The sequence below is a fragment of the Halovulum sp. GXIMD14793 genome (assembly GCF_054457435.1).
Map to the genome: position 1 here is coordinate 57,341 of NZ_JBTLNE010000002.1, position 19,653 is coordinate 76,993.

Here is a 19,653-nt window from a genome sequence, read left to right on the forward strand (position 1 = left end):
GATGTAGGGTGGGTTTAAACCCACCCTACCCGGCCGAGCGCGACGTCTGATATTCGGCCCATTGCTCCGGCGTATCTAGATCCAACAAAGCGGCTGAACCGGTCTTCACATCTGTGACAAACTCTTTTGCGGCAGCGACAACGCTACGCGCACCCTGGTCGCCCTCAAGCGCAGACAGGCTTTCAAAAAAACGTCGTCCGAACAGCACGGGGTGACCTGGCTGGCCATCCTCAGTCACTGCGCGGCAAATCTCGTGGCCTTTGTCGGGGTCATAGGCTGCGATCAGCGCATCCAGATGCCCGACCTCCACATCCGGCATATCCGCCAACATCACGATAACCGCATCTGCGCCGCGCGCCGCGCGCAGCCCGGCGCGCAGGCTGGCGGCCATGCCGGTTGAGGCATCTGCCGCCGTCACTGTCTCAACCGCCAGCCCATCCAGCGCCGCCCGCCGCGCATCAGATGCAGGCGGCAGCACGACATGCACCTTGGCGGCCGCCGATGCCAGCGCCGCATTTGCCGCCCGCCGTAGCACCGGTATTCCGTCAACCTCTTGCAGCAGTTTATCCGCCCCGCGCATCCGCCGCGCAGCGCCCGCCGCCAGTAGCAGAACTTCGACCTGCGGTGCTTGCATATTCTTTCGCCCGATCCGAGGGCGGGGGCGTGTCGGTATCTCTTTCAACAATCCGCCAACCCCCATGGCCGCGATATCCTCCGACGATACCTCAAGCCCACAAACCAACCGTTGCAAAACCCAGTCAGCCCCGTTCAAAGCTGGCGAACGCGCACAGCCCGGCAATCCGATGACCTGCGCGGACCCGCGCTGCCCCAAGAACAGCAGATTGCCCGGATCGACCGGCATGCCAAAACGGATCAGCTTACCGCCTGCAGCAACCACCCCTGCCGGGCAGACATCCGCTGCATCCGAAGTCGCCGAAGCGCCCAGTATCAGGATCAGCGGTGCGTTGCAGCCGAGCAGCGCCTCTGCCACGGCCCCGACTTCATGCGGCACCACCTGAACGGTGCCGACCGCAACCCCAAGGGTTGCCAAGCGGTCGCGCAAAACAGTCTCGCCCTTCTTTAACAAGGCATCAGAAAATCCAGGCGTCCGGGTCAGCACGATATCAGCCTGTCGGATCATCACCGGATGCACCCGCACCGTATCGGTCGAAAGCACTCCGCAAGCCCGGTCCAGCGCTATTTCTGGCACGGCATAGGGGATAATCTTGAATGTCGCCAACATGCTGCCCGGCTCCACACGGGCATAATTCGGCAATGTTGCCAGCGTTATGCCGGGACCAATCTGGTTCAACGCATTGATAGCCCCGGCATCGACACGCATCACACCCGCTTTTGCAGCCAACAGATTGACCCGTCCCCCAAAAGCGTCAGAGAGGGTCAGATCCTCCCGCGGGGCTGGACACAGCCTCTGGGCCAGCGCCAGCGCAGCGTCATCCTCACCCACCTCATCGGGTCCGGGCCGGGCCACAACCACCTGCTGCACACCTGCGTCCAGCAGTGCCGCGATATCCGCCTCGCAAACCACACGCCCTTTGCGCAGGACCGCGTCACCGGCCCGTACTGAATGGGCCAGGATCGCGCCTCGCGCGTCAGGAATAGGCACCGGACCAAAGCGCATCAGACCGGCCGGGTTTCGGGGCGGCGCAGCCGCTCGGTTATCTCGGCCATGATCGATATTGCGATCTCGGAGGGTGTTTTTGCACCAATGTCAGCCCCGACCGGGGCATGAATTCGCGCAATCTCGGCGTCCGAAAACCCAGACTCCTGCAGGCGTATGACCCGTTTGGCATGGGTCCGGGTGGAGCCAAGCGCCCCGAGATAGAACACATCCGCCCCCAATGCGGTGCGAATTGCCGGATCGTCCAGTTTCGGATCATGGGTCAGCGTCACAACCGCGGTGCGGGCATCAAGGCCAAGCGTTTGCAATGCTGCATCCGGCCAGTCGCGCGAGATAACCTGATTTGGGAAGCGCTGATCGGTCGCAAAAGCATCGCGGGGATCAACCAGAACCGGATCATAGCCCGCCAGCCGCGCCATCTGCAAAAGCGGCTGGGCGATATGAACCGCACCAACCACGATCATGCGCAAGGGCGGATTGTGGATGCCTATGAATGTATCACCTTCGAACCCTGACTGATCTGTGCGAAACCGCTCCTGGACCTCGCGCCAAAGCGGATCGTCCCCCTCCATAATCAATCGTCGCTGCCATGTATCGGTGTCCACCGCATAGGCGATGGCCCTGCGCTCTGCCCGGGCGGCAACCAACCCCTCCAGAAGTTCGGCCGAGGGTCCCTGCCCGCGCCCGACCGGCTCAACCATCACCCGGATGCGACCGCCGCAGGCCAGGCCGACCGCAAAGGCCTCGTCATCCGAAACGCCATACTCCAGCACCCGGCAGGTCCCGTCGGCCAGCGCCTCCTGCGCCTCGGCCACCACCGCGCCCTCAACACAGCCGCCCGAGACGGAGCCCATGATCTCAGCCTCGAAATTTATGGCGAGTTGCGAGCCGACCGGGCGCGGTGCCGACCCCCAGGTTTCGATCACCGTGGCCAGTGCGGCAAGCACACCGGCGCGATGCCAGCGGAGCGCCTGCTCGGGGATCTGATCATGTATCGCCACCGTCATCGCGGACCACCTTCACCTGATAGCAGTTATTCGTTGCCGATCTGATGTGAAGATAAGCGATATCCGGCGAAGTCAAAAGCGTCTCGCAATATGCCGTAATCTCTGCCTGCGGGACGACCTTTCCCGTGCCGTAAAGAATACGATGCGCCGATGTGTAGCCGCGAACGATATAAGCCGGGCTGCTGGTCAGGACCGGAGGGACCCCGGCCCCTTCATAAGCATCACAATCGGCACAAAGGAAGATCGGTCCGGTCTCGGCATAGGGCTGGCGTTCGGGGAAGGGGCAGGCTGCCAGGATCAGCATTTCGGAGCCTTCGGGAATGAAATCCAGACAGTGGCGGCAGGGCGCGCCTGTGCCGGGATTGGTGGCGCGCTCCGCTACATGTCCATAGGCATCGGGCCCGCCTGCCCTGATGCGCGTTACCCAATCGGTCGAAAGCGGTTCAAAACGGATGGTCATGGCAGTCTCCTTGGTTTGTTGACTGCACTTTGTGGCTATGCCGCCCCGACCAGCGACCCGAATGATGCGCATTCAGGATTTGAGACTTTCATAGGCCTCCAACGCCCGCTTGCGCCCAAGGTCGAGCGGGATAATCGGCACCTCGGGGCGGCTGTCGGCGCCAATGTTCCAACTGCGTGGCGCTGCCGCAAGAAACGCCTCCGCCCCCTGACCTTCCAGATAGTGTTGACGGTATGCGCCCTTTGGGTCGAATTTCTCGGCCTGTGTCGCGGGGTTGAAGATGCGGAAATAGGGGGCCGCGTCTGGCCCTGACCCGGCCACCCATTGCCAGCCCATTGCGTTGGCCGCCGGGTCCCAATCTATCAGACAATCCTCGAACCAGCGCTGGCCGAGCCGCCAATCTGTCAGCAAATGCTTGGCCAGATATGAGGCCGTGATCATACGCATCCGGTTGTGCATCCGGCCTGTTACATAAAGCTCGCGCATACCGGCATCGATGATCGGCTCGCCCGTCAATCCACGCTGCCATGCCTGCGCGTCGCCGGTCTCTGCCCGCCATGGAAAGGCGTCCCAACCGCTCCGCCAGTTCCGCTCGGCCATATGCGGTGTGTGCCACATCAGGTGCCAGGCGAATTCGCGCCAGACAAGCTCCTTAAAAAAGGTCTCCGCCCCCGAACTGCCATGTTGCCACGCTTGCTGGCCTGCGTGCCAGATTTGCCGCGGAGAAATCTCACCCACCGCCAGATTTTCGGACAGGCCCGAGGTTGCATCAAGATCAGGCCGGTTGCGATCCTCCTGGTAGCGGTCGATATCGGATTGCAGGAACGCGGTCAGCCGGTCCAGCGCCGCGACCTCTCCGACCCGGGCATGACCAGCCATGACTGACGCGCCCCGATGCATGGTAGCCCCCATTTGCCACGCAGCAAGGGTGTCACTGCTGGGCCAGCTATCCGGCGATGGGAGCTGCGCGATCCGGGGCAACGCCGTGTCCACTGCGCGTTGCGCGACATTGCGCCAATAGGGCGTGTAAACGGTATAAGGTGTGCTTTTGCCGGTCTGGACCGACCATGGCTCAAACAGCACCCAGCCGGGGAAGCTGTCGACTGTAATACCCTCAGCCTGCAGCGTGGTTTTGACAGCCGTGTCCCGCGCCACCGTTTCAGGTCGGTATTCCCGCGACCAGTAAACCGTGCCCGCCCCGGTTTCGCGTAGCAGCGCCTGCAAAACATCAAGCGGTTCCCCCCGCCGCAAGATCAACCGCGAGCCCAAGCCCCGAAGCGTCGCATCAAAATGACCGACCGCCTGCTCCAACCGCCATTTCGGCGCTGCGCCCAGCATTTCGGTAAGGGAATCAAGGATGAACACCGGTATAACCGGCGCGCCAGAACCCACCGCTGCCGTCAGTGCAGCATGATCGGTCAGACGAAAGTCACGGCGGAACCAGACAATGATCGGCTTGGGCATGAGAGTTTCGCATTCAATGGCAGACGCGGTGAGAGACACCGCCGGGACAGACGGCGGCGTTTTGGCGACCCCGGAAGGACTCGAACCCTCAACCTGGCGATTAGAAGTCGCCTGCTCTATCCAGTTGAGCTACGGGGCCACGGTCCCTGTTATTGTCCGGTTGGCAGATTTGGTCCACCCCCAGATCGCCGTGCTTGCCCGGATTTGACCCTGAAACGCCGTGAAACCGCCTTATTTCCCCCTGAAAAGAGGGTGGAAAGGGAAAGAATGCTCCCTTATCACGCGTAGCTATGTCCTGAGTAAATGTTCTTACAATCCAGACAGCACGCTGACCAAGCGTAAGTGAGAGTGTTAAAGTGAGTCAGTTGCGGCGTCTTTATGGCGTTCTTGGCGAGTATTCCGAACGTGTGCTTGACCGCATTGTCCGACGGGCGGGAGGTTCGGCAGACGCAGAGGGCGATTCCGATGATTTCCGGGCGATGGTACGCGCCCGCCAGATCGCTGCGGTCGTCTCGCTTACACCGATTATGATGATCGCCAATATGGCCAATGTAATCGGCCTGCTGATTATGCTGTCCATCTATGAAAACTTGACTTGGCCGGTGCTAGCCTGGGCTGCGTTTCTGGCTGGTTTTGCGCTTTACGCTCTGCTTCGGACCCGTCACCATATGAGCGACGGACCACCTGAGAAAGCCAGTGGTCGGGCCATTGGCGCCGCGGTCGCCCAAGCCTGGGTGCTGGGACTGGTCTGGACCTTTCCTGCGCTTTATCTGATCCCGCAAACTGACTATCTGACCGTCGGTTATGTCTGTGCGCTGACTGCTGGTATGCTGGCAGGCGGCTCTATGGCACTTTATCCGATCCCGCTGGCTGCTTTTGTATTCAGTCTAACTATTGCCGGTATCGGACTTGTTGCGCTGCTTTTGAACGCGCCCTATTCGTCTATCAGCTTTGCCATGAGTGCGGCCGTGTTCATCCTGGCCACAACCAGCGCGATAAACCGCCATGCTGTGATGTTCATGCAGGAGATGCGGCAGCGCATGAAACTGGAGGAACAGGCCGGTGTCATCAAGGTCTTGCTGAACGACTTCAAGGAACATGGTGCCAATTGGCTATGGGAATCCAATGCGGATGGCGAGATCATCAACTGTTCTCCGCGTCTGGCCGAGGTGGCAGGCATGAAACCAGAGCAGATCAACGGCATGCGCGCCTTGCATCTGCTGCAGAAGTTCAATGTTCGACCCATCAGTGACCATGATCAGGTCTTTGCCGCCTGGCTCGACGGCGCGGACTTTGGCCCCGAACTGCGATTGCTTGAGGTACGCGTCGCGCTTGATCATATTCAGGGCGAGACTCGGTTTTGGGAATTGCACGGCAATCCCAAAACAGATCAGCACGGAAATTTCGCGGGCTTTCTGGGCTGGGGGCGTGACGTCACCACAGAGGTCAAGGCGAATGAGCGGATCGAGTATCTGGCCACGCGCGACGCAATGACCGGCCTGCTGAACGCGACCGAATTCCGGCACCAGTTTGAGGAACGCCTGAACACCTTCCGCGATGTAACGGCCTATGAGGTGCAGGTCTCGGTCATGTATCTGGATGCGGATAAGCTGAAGGCAATCAATGACAGCCATGGGCACGACGCGGGCGACGCCCTGATCGTCGAGATGGGGCGCAATCTGGCGGCACTGGCGGATGACAAAACGCTGGTTGGCCGCAAGGGTGGTGATGAATTCCAGGTGGCTATTTTCCACCGACCCGAAATGGATTTGCGGCTGCGCAGTCAGGACCTTCTGCGCCGCATGACCGGCAGCTTTCGCCATGGCGGGCGTCTGATCCAGTACAATACATCGATCGGGATATCGACCGCCGGGATCGCCACCGCCGAGGTGGACCGCCTGCTGTCCGAAGCAGACCGCGCGCTCTATCGCGCCAAGGAAAGCGGCGGTCGGTCCTTTGAAATCTATGACGCGGAACTGGGTGATAAACTGGCCCGCCAGAGACGTCTGGCAACCGATATTGCGGCAGCCATTGATGATGGTGACCTCGATTTGCACTATCAGCCCATTGTCGCCCTCGACAGCGACAAGACGGTCGCCTGCGAGGCATTGCTGCGCTGGTCGCACCCGGATTATGGCGACATCGAACCTGAAATGATTGCTGAACTTGCCGAGACCACAGGACAGATCCACGATCTTGGGGACTACGTTCTGGTCCGCGCCCTGGCCGAAGCCGCACATTGGCCCGACCATATAGGTGTATCCGTCAATGTATCCGCCCTGCAGTTGGTCGTCGCCGATTTCCCCGGCCGGGTGCAGCAGCTACTGAACACGCATAATTTTGCGCCCGAGCGCCTTCGGCTTGAGATTGTTGAAACTCGGATGCTGAACGAGGACACGGTAACGCGACAAAGCCTCAATTCGCTTCGCGACATGGGGGTCGGCATCATCGTGGACGACTTTGGTGTCGGCTATTCGGGCATCGGATACCTGTCGGACTATCCGGTTACCGGACTAAAGATCGATGCGTCTTTGACACAGGATTGCGATGCTCCAGCCAAGAAGGCTGTTGTTGACGCGATAATCGGTGTCGCTCGCGCGCTGGATATCTCGGTCGTGGCCGAGGGTGTCGAACGGCCTGAGCAAATCGCCGCATTGCGGGGACTTGGCTGCGCATTCGGCCAGGGTTCCCTGACCAGTCGCCCGCAGCCATCCGGCGATATTCGCGCCCGTCTTGAAAAAGACAGTGCTGCAGCCAAAAGTCGGCCTGCCTGACCTGCAGGCCACCACGTTCACACTTGGGACGTTTTTTGCCATGCTACGTCCATATTTTAGTCATTCTCGCTTGCTAGAAGGTCCATCGCGGCCCGGTTTTGTGATGGCTGGGTCCGCAAGATATCGTTTTCTATCGGGGGGTAGGTAGACGCGCGAACAGACGGGACCGAGATGCGAGACAACTCACGATCAGGCGATTTGCCGCAGAGCGCCGATAGCGCTGGCCGATCAACGGCCTCATCCGTCTATACCGCCTGCCGCCATTTCGTCAGCGTCGGTGCCCTCGTTGCCCTGTCGCTGAACTTATCCATAGCCGACGGTAGCAAAGTATCTGCGTCGACACCAACCGGACCTGGCGTCATACAGGCCGATGTTAGTTTCAGCACGGGGTTTGGACATTCAGTCGACGCCGTAATGCTAGCAGGGCGCCTGACCTCCCCCGAGGAGGTTTTTCAAACCTGGCCCGATGCCCGCGTATCAGCCGGTGATCAGGATTGTTCCCGCACTTTGGCCGCACAGGTGCGCAACACGGTTTTCCACTTTGAACCGCATCAGACCATGCTTGACCCCGAATACTTTGGTCAGTTGCAGATCCTGGCCGACCGGACCAGTGCCTGCCCGGATATCCGGCTGGGAATTTCCGGGACCAGCGCCCCGGAAGCCGCGCGGATCGCTTCAATCCTGCGGGTGCTGCAGCGCCGTGGCTATGACATGGCGCAGTTCAGGGCTCAGACACCTGCCCTTTCCCTGTCCGATCAGGGGAACGAGAAGATGGGGCGTATCGAATTCACGCTGCTGAGGGACAGCCATCCTTAAACCTGTAAACGTCGCCGCCCCAGGGGTGAGGGCATCGTACCCAAGGAATGTCTAATGCTGGAGTTAATGATGACCATACTGCCCTTTGCCCCGCAAATCGTGATGATCTCTCTGACGGTGATGATCTCAACCATCTGCATCCACCTGATCCGCCGCCATCACCATTCACTTGACGCAAACACACAGCGCGCGCATCGCGGGGCTGCAGAACGAACTAGCAAGCACCTGGCTAAGGTGCAGCGGCAACTGGCGCAGGCTTTTGACACCTGTGAAAAAGACGATATTACGCCTGTCCAATGAGGGCTGGCATGACATTCTTCTGGAATTTCGCTTTGCGCCAAACAGCATAGCCTAACGCTATCTGAGATCAGAGTTCTGGGCATGATGGACGAAATCTGATGTCTCGTGGTTTTTCTGCCGAGCTTTGATGGAAAGACGAACGGTTTTGTCGTGCTTTCTTCAAAAACATGATTCAGGTTTGCCCAAAAACGCTGTAAGCAAAGCCAAATCGCCGCGAAAGGGTCAGCGCCTATGTTTTCCAACACATTTCCAGATCGTGCAGAAATCGCCGAGATGACGGCACAGATGCTGCTGGAAATCGGCGCCGTCCATTTCCGGCCAGATCAGCCCTATATCCTGACCTCAGGCATGGCCAGCCCGGTCTATATCGACTGCCGCAAAGTGATCTCCTATCCGCGCGTGCGCGCAGCGCTGATGGATTTCACCGTCGCCAGCCTGTTTCGAAACATCGGCTTTGAGGCCTTTGACGCCATAGCCGGTGGCGAAACTGCGGGCATCCCGTTTGCCGCATTCATCGCGGACCGCATGGGCCTGCCGATGCAATATGTCCGCAAGAAACCCAAAGGTTTCGGCCGCGACGCCCAGATCGAGGGAGAGATTCGCGAGGGCCAGCGTGTTCTTCTGGTCGAGGACCTGGCCACCGATGGCGGCTCAAAGCTGCGTTTTGCCGAAGCAATTCGGAACGCAGGTGCCATCTGTCACCACAGTTCAGTCCTGTTCTACTACGATATTTTCGAGAATGGCCTGACGGAACTGGAAGCTGCAGAACTGGACCTGCACTATCTGGCGACATGGTGGAATGTGCTGGCCGCGGCGCGAAAGAGTAAAGCCTTTGACGGGCGTACACTGGAGGTCGTCGAATCTTTCCTGCACGCCCCATTGGACTGGTCCGCAGCCAATGGCGGCAATTACACACCAGAGGCAAAGAACGCCTGACTGGCCATCGGCGCAAATAGGTCTTTGATTACCAAATAAAAAACGACCCCAGAGGAGTCGTTTTTTCAATCCAGTTAGGATTATAGTCATGCGGCTGCGCGCCGCTCACTTTCTTCGCGGGACAAGGCCACCGATGTCCGCACCCCACGGGCAACGAACTCCATCAGACCTTTGACGCAGCGCTCGTTCGGGTCGATCCCGGCGCACATCAGCACCTCACGACCATCCCGAGACCGCGCCCAGCGCGCAATCACATCCGGGCCATTACCGTATTTTTTATCATCGGCGATGGCATCATCCAAAGCAGCCAGAACCACCGCAGCAAAGAGCTTGCGTGCACGCGAGCCCTGATCATTGGTGTAAGCTGCCTCATCCACGTAATCGAACATTACGCCCCCATCCGTCCTTGTTTTTTATCCATTCCACAATATGACAGTTTTTCAACGGTCCAGTATTGCATATTGCGCATGGCAGCCATGCATTCAACACATTTCTGCCGTATTCATCACACCAAGCCGTCCCAGAAAATGACAAAAAACTTCTGCCACAGGGAAAAATTGTGTTGTGATGCGTGTCACTTAGTATTCATTGGGTGTGTTGCAACAGATGTGTGCTAAAATAAGACAAACAGTATGCCGCAGGAGAGGTCTATGTATCCGATTGCCCGTCTTTTTGCCCTAGTTCTTGCTTTTTTCGCCGCGATTCCCGCTGCGACGGCTCAGTCCGAGAAAACGATTCTCGTACTTGATGCCTCCGGTTCCATGTGGGGCCAGATTGACGGCGTGAATAAAATTGTCATTGCAAAACAAGCCATCAACGACCTTCTCGACACCCTGCCCGAGGGCACTGAACTGGGCCTTTCTGCGTATGGGCACCGGCAGAAGGGTCAATGTTCCGATATTCAGACCCTGGTGGAACCCGGCGCAGACACCCGCCAAGCGATTCGCGATGCTGTGGCCGCGATTAATCCCAGAGGCATGACACCGCTTTCCGACGCCGTGCTGCGGGCCGCTGAAACCCTGAAGTACGAAGAAGAGAAAGCGACAGTGATTCTGCTGTCTGATGGGATCGAAACCTGCGACCGGGACCCCTGTGCCATTGGTTCTGAACTGGAAAAGGTCGGCATCGACTTCACCGCCCATGTCATCGGCTTTGACGTGAATGCCGAAGCAGACCGCGCGCAACTGGCCTGTCTGGCCGAGAATACCGGCGGACGCTTTCTTGCAGCCTCGAACGCGGCAGAGCTCAGCGAAGCGCTGAGCGAAGTGGCCGAGACCCCTGCCCCGCCGCCCGCGCCGACGACTGCGGATGCGGAATTTGTCGCCACACTGGAAGAAAACGGGCCGACCATCACAGAAGGCATCGCCTGGGATCTGACGCCTCAGGCCGAAGATGGGACTAAATTGAACGGCTTTGAGATGGGCGTGCTGCGTATGGGCGTCAGACCCGGAGCCTACCGGGTTACCGTCAATCGGCCGGAAACCGGTGATAGTGTATATCGCGATGTGATCATTCAGGGCGGTCAGGAAAACCGGGTGGTTTTGGTGCTGCCCAATCCGACCCCGGATGCATCGGTCAGCGGGCCGTCAACCTCGCCCATTGGTGCACCGATTGCGGTTCAATGGGAAGGCCCGGGCGAGGAGTTGGACCAGATCACCGCAGCCACCACGGACGCGCGCCCTGGCGAGTTTGCGACCTACGCCTATGTCAGCGGCGGAACACCGACAGAGCTTCGTACGCCGTCAAAGCCTGGCGAGTACGAGATCCGCTATCTTTGGAACAATCAGGTTCTGGCAACCCAAACGCTGACAGCCACCCCGCTGGAGGTTACGCTTGAGGCTGCAGATGAAGCCGTGATCGCCTCGACCATTCCGGTCGGACATGACGGTCCGGATTATGAAATGGATATCATCGTTGTCGCCAAACCGGATCAAAACCCGGGCGAGTACATCAATTACACATATATCAACGGCAACGACACGGTCGAACTGGCCCTGCCTGCAGAGCCCGGCGACTATGAGCTGCGCTATGTCATGGCACTGGATCAGACCATTCTGGGCACCCGCCCCATCACCGTGACCGAGGTGCCAATCACGCTGAGCGCGCCGGAGACCGGGTCTGCCGGCTCCGCCATTGTGGTTGAATGGGACGGACCCGATGGCGAGGGGGATTACATCTCGATCGCAGAGGTCGACAGCCGCAGCGGACAGTATATCGCCTATGAATATACCGAGAGCGGCAACCCGACGCCGATGATCCTGCCGGGTGTCCCGGGCACTTACGAGGTGCGTTACATCATCGGTCAGGACAACACGCTGGGCGCCACCAGGACGGTGACGGTTACCGATCCTGTTGCCTCGGTCAGCGGACCAGAGACAGCGTTAATCGGCTCTGAGGTTAAGGTTGACTGGACCGGACCGGACAATGAAGGCGACTACGTGACCGTTGCGGAGACCGATAGCGCGGGCAATGAATATGAAAGCTATTCCTATCTTTCGGATGGCAGCCCGGTTCGCCTGATCATGCCAGGCAAACCTGGTGAATATGAACTGCGTTATGTGCTGGATCAGAAGAACGTCGTGCTGGCTATGGCCATAATCAAGGTCGAAGACGTCAGCGCAACTCTTACAGCACCTGCGGAAGCCGAGGTCGGCTCGCGTATTGCTGTGGAGTGGGACGGACCAGACAATGAAGGCGACTACGTCACCATCGCTCAAACGGGCGACAGTGGGAACGTATACAGTGACTACTCCTATACCAACGAAGGCAGCCCTGTAAGCCTGCGCATGCCGCCAAAGCCCGGCACTTATGAGCTGCGTTATGTTCTGGACAAAGGGAACAAGGTGATCACAAGCGTGCCGATCACCCTGACACCGGCCAGCGCGTCGTTCGATGCGCCGAACACGGCAGAGGTCGGCTCGGAACTGGTCGCCGCCTGGATTGGGCCAGACAACGAAGGCGACTACGTCACCATTGCAAAGGCCGGGGATGCGGGGAACGAATACCAAAGCTATGTCTACACAAGCCAAGGCAATCCTGCACGCCTGAAAGTACCGGCAGAAGTTGGCGAATACGAGCTGCGCTATGTATTGGACAGCGGGAACAGTGTGATCGAACGTGTCGCACTGACCGTGACCGATGTGCAAGCGACCTTAACCCCGCCAGAAAAAGCTGAAATCGGCTCTCAGATCGTTGTTGATTGGGAAGGCCCGGGCAATGATGGCGACTATATCACCATCGCTCAACCTGATCAGGCTGGAAACCAATATGTATCCTATGCATATGCCAGCCAAGGCAGTCCGGCGCGGCTCGACGCTCCGGCAGAGGCAGGCCAGTATGAATTGCGCTATGTCTTGGGCACCGGTAGCCGGGTGATTGGACGGGCACCGATAACCGTAACAGAGGTGGAGGCATCTGTTACAGCACCGGAGAAAGCAGAGGCGGGGTCAGAAGTTGCCATCTCGTGGACCGGCCCTGACAATGACTACGACTACATTGCCATCGCCAATCCCGACGATCCTGATAACGGCCGTGTCCACTACACCCACACCAACAAGGGCAATCCCCTGCGGCTGAAACTGCCAGCCGAGGCGGGCGAGTACGAGTTGCGCTATGTTTTGCATAACGGGACACGTGTAATAAGCCGCACACCCGTGACCGTGACTGAAGTGGAAGCATCTGTAACTGCTCCGGAAAAAGCGGAAGTTGGATCAGAGATCGCCGTCGAGTGGGCCGGCCCCGACAATGACCATGACTACATCGCCATTGCCGAGGCAAACGCCCCTGACAATAGCCGCATCCACTATACCCGCACCAAGACGGGCAATCCCCTGCGGTTGAAAATGCCAGCTGAGGCAGGCGAGTACGAGTTGCGATATGTTTTGCATAATGGGACACGGGTAATCGGCCGCACGCCGTTGGCCGTGACTGAGGTGGAAGCATCCGTAACCCCTCCGGAAAAGGCAGAAGTCGGATCAGAGATCGTCGTCGAGTGGACGGGCCCTGACAACGCAAACGACTACATTGCCGTTGCCAACCTCGATGATCCGGACAGCCAACGTATCCACTACACTCGGACGAGAAAGGGCAACCCTTTGAGGCTGAAAATGCCAGCCGAGGCGGGCGAGTATGAGCTGCGCTATGTTTTGTATACTGGGAAACGCGTCCTCAGCCGAGCACCGCTTACCGTTACAGAAGCCACAGCGACAGTTGCCACCTCAACCGTGGCTGAGACCGGGACAGTGGTTTTGGTTGAATGGACCGGGCCGGAGAACAGCAACGACTATATCGGTCTGGCTGAGGCAGGCAGCGCGGATGACCAGCGTGTCAGCTATATCCGTGTAGAAAAGGGCAGCCCGATGCGGTTCCAGTTGCCTGCCGAACCTGGCGAGTATGAATTCCGTTATGTCCTGAACAACGGCAGGAAGGTGATCGCGCGTACGCCGATCACCGTAACGGGCAGTACCGCCACCCTCACCGCCCCCGAGACGGTCGTTGCCGGGGCACAGTTTGTGGTGGAGTTCACCGGCCCTGAGGCAGATCGTGATCGTATTTCGATCGCCGAGCCTGATAGCCGCGACCACGAACGTCGCGGATATGCCTGGACCAGAGACGGCAGCCCATTGCGGCTGACCGCACCGGGAGAGACCGGGACTTATGAACTGCGCTACACTATCGGCCTGAAGGATGGTGTGATCGCGCGTACACCGCTAACCGTGACACCTGCAGAAGCGACCCTGGAAGCGCCGGGGACCGCACCTGCCGGGACCGAGATTCTGGTGAACTGGACCGGCCCAGACTACGATCGTGACATAATCGCGTTGGCCCGGTTGGGCGACAGCAGCGGACAGCGGAAAAGCCACGCACGGACCTCGGACGGACCAACGGTGCGGCTGACTGTGCCAGAAAAGCCCGGCGATTATGAATTGCGGTATATCATCTCAGACGGAACGGTGATCGCGCGCCTTCCGCTGAAAGTCGAGTAAAAGGACTGGGCGCGGGGATAACCGCGCCCGGCCGCATCTTCAGTACTTGAAAACCTTCGGCACTGTCGCACGGATTTGTGCATCGATCTTGCTACGTCGCCAACCGGTCAGTTCCGACAGCGTAGCGGCCTCTTTCTGCATTCTGCTGCGGGTGTCGCGCACATACTGAACACCCTCATCACAGGTGATCTTACCGTCAAAAGGCACGTTCATGATGTAGCGCCCCTGGAAGTTTTCCCGATCATCGGTAATGCGGAACAGTAAATCCTTTTGGAAAGTATCGCGCTCATACTGCACGTGCATCCGGGTCACAAAAACGTCCTGCCCTACATTGTCGCCAGGCTTCAGCCAGTTGACACCCAGTTCCTGCAGTTCCTCACGTGTCAGCGGATCAGCCGCGCAAGGATCGCACCAGGCCATATCCCAGGCATATTCGGTCATCACCGTGTTGGGCCGGGCTGCGCGGGCGAAGGTTGCCTTGTAGAAGTCACCGAAATAATCGCGCACGAAGGTCGGGATATTCACATCGCTTGGGATACGGGCGTTGGCATAGTTTGAGGCCTCAACCCTGCCTTGGCGCGTCAGGGTCATGATCAGCAAATCCTGAGTTTTGTCGGCATTCACCTTGCCCAGTTGCAGCGGCAACATGAAGTTTTTGGACCGGAAAGAGATGCGCAGCGGCTGCAGTTCTTTCTTATCCGCCTTGGCATGACGCTCCAGATTGACGCGGGCAACAAAGAATTTCATGCCTGCCGCAATATAGTCCGCCAGGATCAGTTCTGCACCATCCGGAATGTTATAGCCTTCCTGCTTCAGATAGATGGTCAGACCATCGCTTTCCTTGGCGGACAGGATAACGATGTCGTAAGAGCCGACGGCATACTGCGCCTCGACCTTCACGCCAAGTGCGGCAGCGCCACGAGAACGTTTTTGAAATGCACCGTCTTCGTTGGGGGATAGCGCCATTTCATACACAGGAACAGGCATACATGGGTCACCGTCATGGTATTCCACCAGCCTTGGTGCAGAATACTCATCCAGATGATTGACCGTCTCTGGCTTCACGGTTGCGATCTGATCCCGTTTCAAAACCTTCGGGGTCGGCACCACAAGCGCAAACTCTGACGCCGGGCCACGATAATCCGAGGACATGGTGATCGTCGAATTTTGCCCGTCGCGAACAAACACCACCTTGGAGGCTTCGTTGTAAAGATTGCCGTCAGCGCGGGCGACGTAAAAGCCGCAAAAGGCCTGAGCAAGCCCCGGCAACAGGCACAAGGCCAAAGTTAAAAGACGCATCGGAAGATCCCCCTTGGTCCGTTTCAGCATGAAAGGTCGCCCGCTGGGGGGCTTACGTCAACTCAATCCTGTGAAACATACAGCAAGATTTACGCTGGCGTTTGATCTGCACTGTCAAAGCGCGGGCTGCAGATCATGCGCCTAAAGCGTCTCGCGAAATACCTCAGAAATTCAGTATCATCGAACGCATTGAGATCTCTGATTTCAGGCAGCATCAGATGATTCAGGTTTTTCGCATGACGCTCTAAAACCCCAGCCGATCCCGCAGCGCATACCAACTCATTGCCAGTACCAACAGCGGATGCCTGAGCCGCCCGCCCCCTGGGAACGCCCGGTGTTTCAAACCGGCCAATTGGTCAAAGCGGTCGGTCTGCCCCGCCACACGCTCGGCCAGCAAGCGACCTACAAGCGCGCTCATCGCAACGCCTTGTCCAGAATAGCCGCTGCCGGTCAGAATGGTTGGTGAAAGGGTACGCACAAAAGGCATGCGGTTGATGGTGATACCCAGCGTTCCGCCCCAAGCATACTCAATCCGCACATCTTTCAGCTGCGGATACACCTTCAGCATATTGCCTTGTACCATCCCGGCAATGTCGGACGGGAAGCGATATCCATAGCTTTCGCCGCCGCCGAACAACATGCGGTGGTCTGCGGTCAGGCGGTAGTAATTCACAACGAACTTGTCATCTGCCACGCAAACATCATCACGGATCAGGCTTCGGGCAACATCCTCACCCAGCGGTTCAGTCACCGCGATAAAATTGTTAATCGGCATGACATGTGCCGCCGTTTGCCGTTCCAGATCGCCCAGATACCCATTGCAGGCATAGATCACGTGATCCGCAAGGACAGCACCGGTTTCGGTTGCAATACGATGCGGCGCGCCCTGCGTTACCTTAGTCACACGGCTTTGCTCATGCAGCACCGCACCCGCCCCGATCACTGCTGCTGCCAGCCCAAGCGCGTAATTCAGCGGATGCAGATGCCCCGCGCTGTCATCCTGCAAGCCGCCATGGTAGAATTCCGTGCCGACCCGGTCGCGGATTGCGGCCTGATCCAGCTTCTCCAGCCGATGGCCATATACCTTTTCCATATGCTCTGCATGAGCATAGCTGTGGGCAACATTGGCCTTAACACTGTCCCCATGAATTGCGCCGCTTTTTAGGTCACAGGCAATGCCATGATCGGCAATGGTCTTGCGCAACCGGGCATCCCCTTCCCGGGCCAGATCCCACAGCGCACGCGCCCAGTCCAGACCAAGCTTCGCCTCAAGCCATTCCTGTTCCTGCCGGTTGCCGACGCAAACCTGCCCGCCATTGCGTCCGGATGCACCCCAGCCCAGCCGTTGAGCCTCCAGTACCCGCACAGACAAGCCCTTCTCAGCCAGATGCAGCGCGGCAGTCAGACCGGTGAACCCACCACCAATGATGCAAACATCTGTCCGATGCTCACCCTTCAGCGGTGGTGCGTCGGGCGAGGGATTGGCCGTCGCCGCATAGTAGCTGGGTGCATGTTCACCCGGCTGGTCATTCAGGGTCAGCAGATCCTTCATACGCTTAGCAGCAGATGCTCTCGCTCCCACGGGGAGATCACGGCGAGAAAACTTTCTGCCTCGTGCCGTTTCAGCGCGGCATAAACCTTGCAGAAATGCGGGCCAAGCAACTCACTGACGCCGGGGGCTTCGTCGAACGCATCCAGCGCCTCAAGTAACCCGCGCGGCAAAGAGTAGTCATAATCATAGGCTTCACGGCTAACGGCGCGGCGTGGGGTCAACCCCTGCTTCATCCCCAGATAGCCACAGGCAAGCGAGGCCGCAAAGGCCAGATACGGGTTGGCATCCATGCCGGTAATCCGGTTCTCCACCCGGCGCGCCTGCGGCGAGCTGACCGGAATACGCAGGCCCGTGGTCCGGTTATCCGGCCCCCATTCCAGATTGATCGGGGCCGAACCGCTGGCGACATACCGGCGGTAGGAATTCACATAAGGCGCCAGCATCGGCACGACATTCGGCAGATAGGTTTGCTGCCCCGCCAGAAACCCATGAAACAGCGCTGTTTCGCTGCCATCTTCGGCGGTGAACACGTTCTTTCCGGTCTTCGCATCCACCACCGACTGGTGGATATGCATGGCTGAACCCGGCTCGTGCTGCATTGGTTTGGCCATAAACGTCGCGAAACAGTTCTGGCGCAATGCGGCCTCGCGAATGGTGCGTTTGAAGAAAAACACCTGATCGGCCAGCGCAACCGGATCGCCATGGATAAAGTTGATCTCAATCTGCCCAGCGCCACCTTCCTGAATGATCGTGTCGATCTCAACACCCTGCGCATCGGCAAAGTCATAGATATCGTCAATCACCGGGCCATATTCATCCACCGCCGTCATCGAATAGGACTGGCGCGAGGCGACAATCCGACCGGTACGACCGATGGGCGGCTCAATCGGCATGTCCGGGTCGGTGTTGGGTTTGGTCAGATAGAACTCCATCTCCGGTGCCACCACCGGCTTCCAGCCTGCCTCGGCATACAGATCCACAATCCGCTTAAGGATGTTGCGCGGCGCCAGGGGCACGGGGCGGCCGTCATGGTCCAGAACGTCATGGATCACCTGGATCGTGACATCATCGGTCCATGGAGAGGCCGTCGCCGTCGCATGATCCGGCGCAAGGATCATGTCACTTTCAGTCCATTGATGCTCAATCTCCATATCGACATAGTCGCCATCAATGGTCTGATAGAAAATCGACATCGGCAGATAGGTCCGCTCCGCCCGTGCAAATTTTGCCTGCGGCATCGCCTTGCCGCGGGAAATCCCGGCAATGTCAGCAATGACACATTCCACCTCCTCCACGCGGCGGCCATTCAGCCACTCGCGGGTTGTTTCAGGCAGTTGGGCGGTCCAGTCCGGATCAGGTTTTGCACGCATATCAGTCCTCAAAGCCGGCCCACTGGAATACGTTTGGCACCGTTCTGCTCGGCCAGCACGCAAATCCAGTCATGGGCAAGGGTTGCTGCGGCGATCGCGGTCATCTCACTGTGGTCATAAGGCGGGGAAACCTCGACAATGTCCATCCCGACAAGGTTCAGCAAGCCCAGTCCGCGCACAAACTCCAACGCCTGCCAACTGGCCAACCCGCCTGAAACCGGCGTGCCGGTTCCCGGCGCAAAGGCAGGATCCAGCGCGTCGATGTCAAAGGACAGATAAACCGGCCTGTCCCCGGCCCGGTCAATCGCCACCTCAAGGGCCGCATCAATCCCGTTGCGATGGACCCAAGGTGCGGTCAGAATTTCAAAGCCATGATCGCTGTCATTATAGCTACGCAATCCGATCTGGGTTGAGCGCGCAACATCAACGATCCCCTCTGATGCCGCCCTTGCAAACATGGTGCCATGGTCCATCGCCCGCCCGTCATCGCCCCAGGTGTCGCAATGCGCATCCACCTGGATCAGTGCGACAGGCCCATAAGCGGCCGCATGGGCCCGCAGCAGCGGGTAAGAAACGAAATGATCACCGCCAAGGCTAAGCAGCTTTGGTCCGGCGGCAATGATTTCTGCCGCATGTGCCTCAATCGACGGCGCAATCGTCTCGGGATGGTGCGGGTCCAGAAACACATCGCCGCAATCAACCACAGACAGGGTTTCGAACGGATCAAATCCAAAAGGAAAGGCCTTCAACTCTGCCAACTGTGTCGAGGCCTCGCGGATCGCGCGCGGCCCAAAGCGGCAACCGGGCCTGTTTGTCACCGCAGCATCAAACGGAATGCCGGTTACGGCCACATCAACCCCGGCAAGGTCACGCGTATAGCGCCGCCGCAGAAAACTAAGCGCACCACCATAGGTATTCTCCGGCCAGCGCCCATGCGCAGCAGTCGACCGAAACGCCTGATCACCCTTCTCCATCAAACCCTCTCAAATTCAAACACATCTGCGATACGACCACCCCAGGTCCCGGCCGGGGTGGCGGGGGTGGGCGGGCG

14 protein-coding genes and 1 tRNA gene are annotated in these 19,653 nt (G+C 58.7%); 5 read left to right on the top strand and 10 right to left on the bottom strand.

Going from position 1 to position 19,653, the window contains the following annotated elements:
- Positions 1 to 25 precede the first annotated feature (25 nt).
- From ACW9UQ_RS00495 to ACW9UQ_RS00515, 5 genes are all read right to left on the bottom strand, one after another.
- Positions 26 to 1,639, bottom strand: coding sequence for an NTP transferase domain-containing protein (locus ACW9UQ_RS00495; RefSeq protein WP_458929025.1), 1,614 nt, complete (start codon positions 1,637 to 1,639; stop codon positions 26 to 28).
- Positions 1,639 to 2,646, bottom strand: coding sequence for an XdhC family protein (locus tag ACW9UQ_RS00500; RefSeq protein ID WP_458929026.1), 1,008 nt, complete (start codon positions 2,644 to 2,646; stop codon positions 1,639 to 1,641). Before ACW9UQ_RS00500 ends, ACW9UQ_RS00495 begins: the two co-directional genes overlap by 1 nt.
- The gene (locus ACW9UQ_RS00505; protein ID WP_458929027.1) at positions 2,627 to 3,106 is read right to left on the bottom strand and encodes a DUF1203 domain-containing protein; all 480 of its coding nucleotides are present in this window, start codon (positions 3,104 to 3,106) and stop codon (positions 2,627 to 2,629) included. Before ACW9UQ_RS00505 ends, ACW9UQ_RS00500 begins: the two co-directional genes overlap by 20 nt.
- Before the next feature lie 72 nt (positions 3,107 to 3,178).
- On the bottom strand, positions 3,179 to 4,570 hold the full coding sequence (locus ACW9UQ_RS00510) for a cryptochrome/photolyase family protein (protein ID WP_458929028.1): 1,392 nt from the start codon (positions 4,568 to 4,570) through the stop codon (positions 3,179 to 3,181).
- 62 nt (positions 4,571 to 4,632) lie between these two features.
- Positions 4,633 to 4,709 (bottom strand) — tRNA-Arg (locus tag ACW9UQ_RS00515).
- 217 nt (positions 4,710 to 4,926) lie between these two features.
- On the opposite strand from ACW9UQ_RS00515, the gene ACW9UQ_RS00520 reads away from it, so the two are divergent.
- From ACW9UQ_RS00520 to ACW9UQ_RS00535, 4 genes are all read left to right on the top strand, one after another.
- The gene (locus ACW9UQ_RS00520) at positions 4,927 to 7,344 is read left to right on the top strand and encodes a putative bifunctional diguanylate cyclase/phosphodiesterase (protein WP_458929029.1); all 2,418 of its coding nucleotides are present in this window, start codon (positions 4,927 to 4,929) and stop codon (positions 7,342 to 7,344) included.
- 414 nt (positions 7,345 to 7,758) lie between these two features.
- Positions 7,759 to 8,160 carry a hypothetical protein gene (locus ACW9UQ_RS00525; RefSeq protein ID WP_458929030.1) on the top strand — a complete coding sequence of 134 codons (402 nt, stop codon included), beginning with the start codon at positions 7,759 to 7,761 and terminating at the stop codon, positions 8,158 to 8,160.
- A 69-nt stretch (positions 8,161 to 8,229) separates the two neighbouring features.
- Entirely contained in the window at positions 8,230 to 8,460 is a 231-nt protein-coding gene (locus ACW9UQ_RS00530) for a hypothetical protein (RefSeq protein WP_458929031.1), read from the top strand.
- Positions 8,461 to 8,691: 231 nt separating this feature from the next.
- Positions 8,692 to 9,396: an orotate phosphoribosyltransferase gene (locus tag ACW9UQ_RS00535; protein WP_458929032.1), complete on the top strand. Its 705-nt coding sequence runs from the start codon at positions 8,692 to 8,694 to the stop codon at positions 9,394 to 9,396.
- Positions 9,397 to 9,482: 86 nt separating this feature from the next.
- On the opposite strand, the gene ACW9UQ_RS00540 is transcribed toward ACW9UQ_RS00535, so the two are convergent.
- Positions 9,483 to 9,785 (bottom strand): DUF6280 family protein, encoded by a 303-nt coding sequence (locus ACW9UQ_RS00540; RefSeq protein ID WP_458929033.1) that lies wholly within the window; start codon positions 9,783 to 9,785, stop codon positions 9,483 to 9,485.
- Positions 9,786 to 10,046: 261 nt separating this feature from the next.
- Here ACW9UQ_RS00540 and ACW9UQ_RS00545 point away from each other — a divergent pair, with 261 nt between their 5' ends.
- A complete protein-coding gene (locus ACW9UQ_RS00545) occupies positions 10,047 to 14,381 on the top strand; it encodes a VWA domain-containing protein (RefSeq protein ID WP_458929034.1) in 4,335 nt (1,444 codons plus the stop codon).
- 39 nt (positions 14,382 to 14,420) lie between these two features.
- On the opposite strand, the gene ACW9UQ_RS00550 is transcribed toward ACW9UQ_RS00545, so the two are convergent.
- From ACW9UQ_RS00550 to speB, 4 genes are all read right to left on the bottom strand, one after another.
- A complete protein-coding gene (locus ACW9UQ_RS00550) occupies positions 14,421 to 15,680 on the bottom strand; it encodes a DUF2330 domain-containing protein (RefSeq protein ID WP_458929035.1) in 1,260 nt (419 codons plus the stop codon).
- Positions 15,681 to 15,924: 244 nt separating this feature from the next.
- Positions 15,925 to 17,232 (bottom strand): NAD(P)/FAD-dependent oxidoreductase, encoded by a 1,308-nt coding sequence (locus ACW9UQ_RS00555; RefSeq protein ID WP_458929036.1) that lies wholly within the window; start codon positions 17,230 to 17,232, stop codon positions 15,925 to 15,927.
- Entirely contained in the window at positions 17,229 to 18,602 is a 1,374-nt protein-coding gene (locus tag ACW9UQ_RS00560; RefSeq protein WP_458929037.1) for a glutamine synthetase family protein, read from the bottom strand. The genes ACW9UQ_RS00555 and ACW9UQ_RS00560 overlap by 4 nt, the downstream gene beginning before the upstream one ends.
- An 8-nt stretch (positions 18,603 to 18,610) precedes the next feature.
- Positions 18,611 to 19,576 (bottom strand): agmatinase, encoded by a 966-nt coding sequence (gene speB, locus ACW9UQ_RS00565; RefSeq protein WP_458929038.1) that lies wholly within the window; start codon positions 19,574 to 19,576, stop codon positions 18,611 to 18,613.
- Positions 19,577 to 19,653 lie beyond the last annotated feature (77 nt).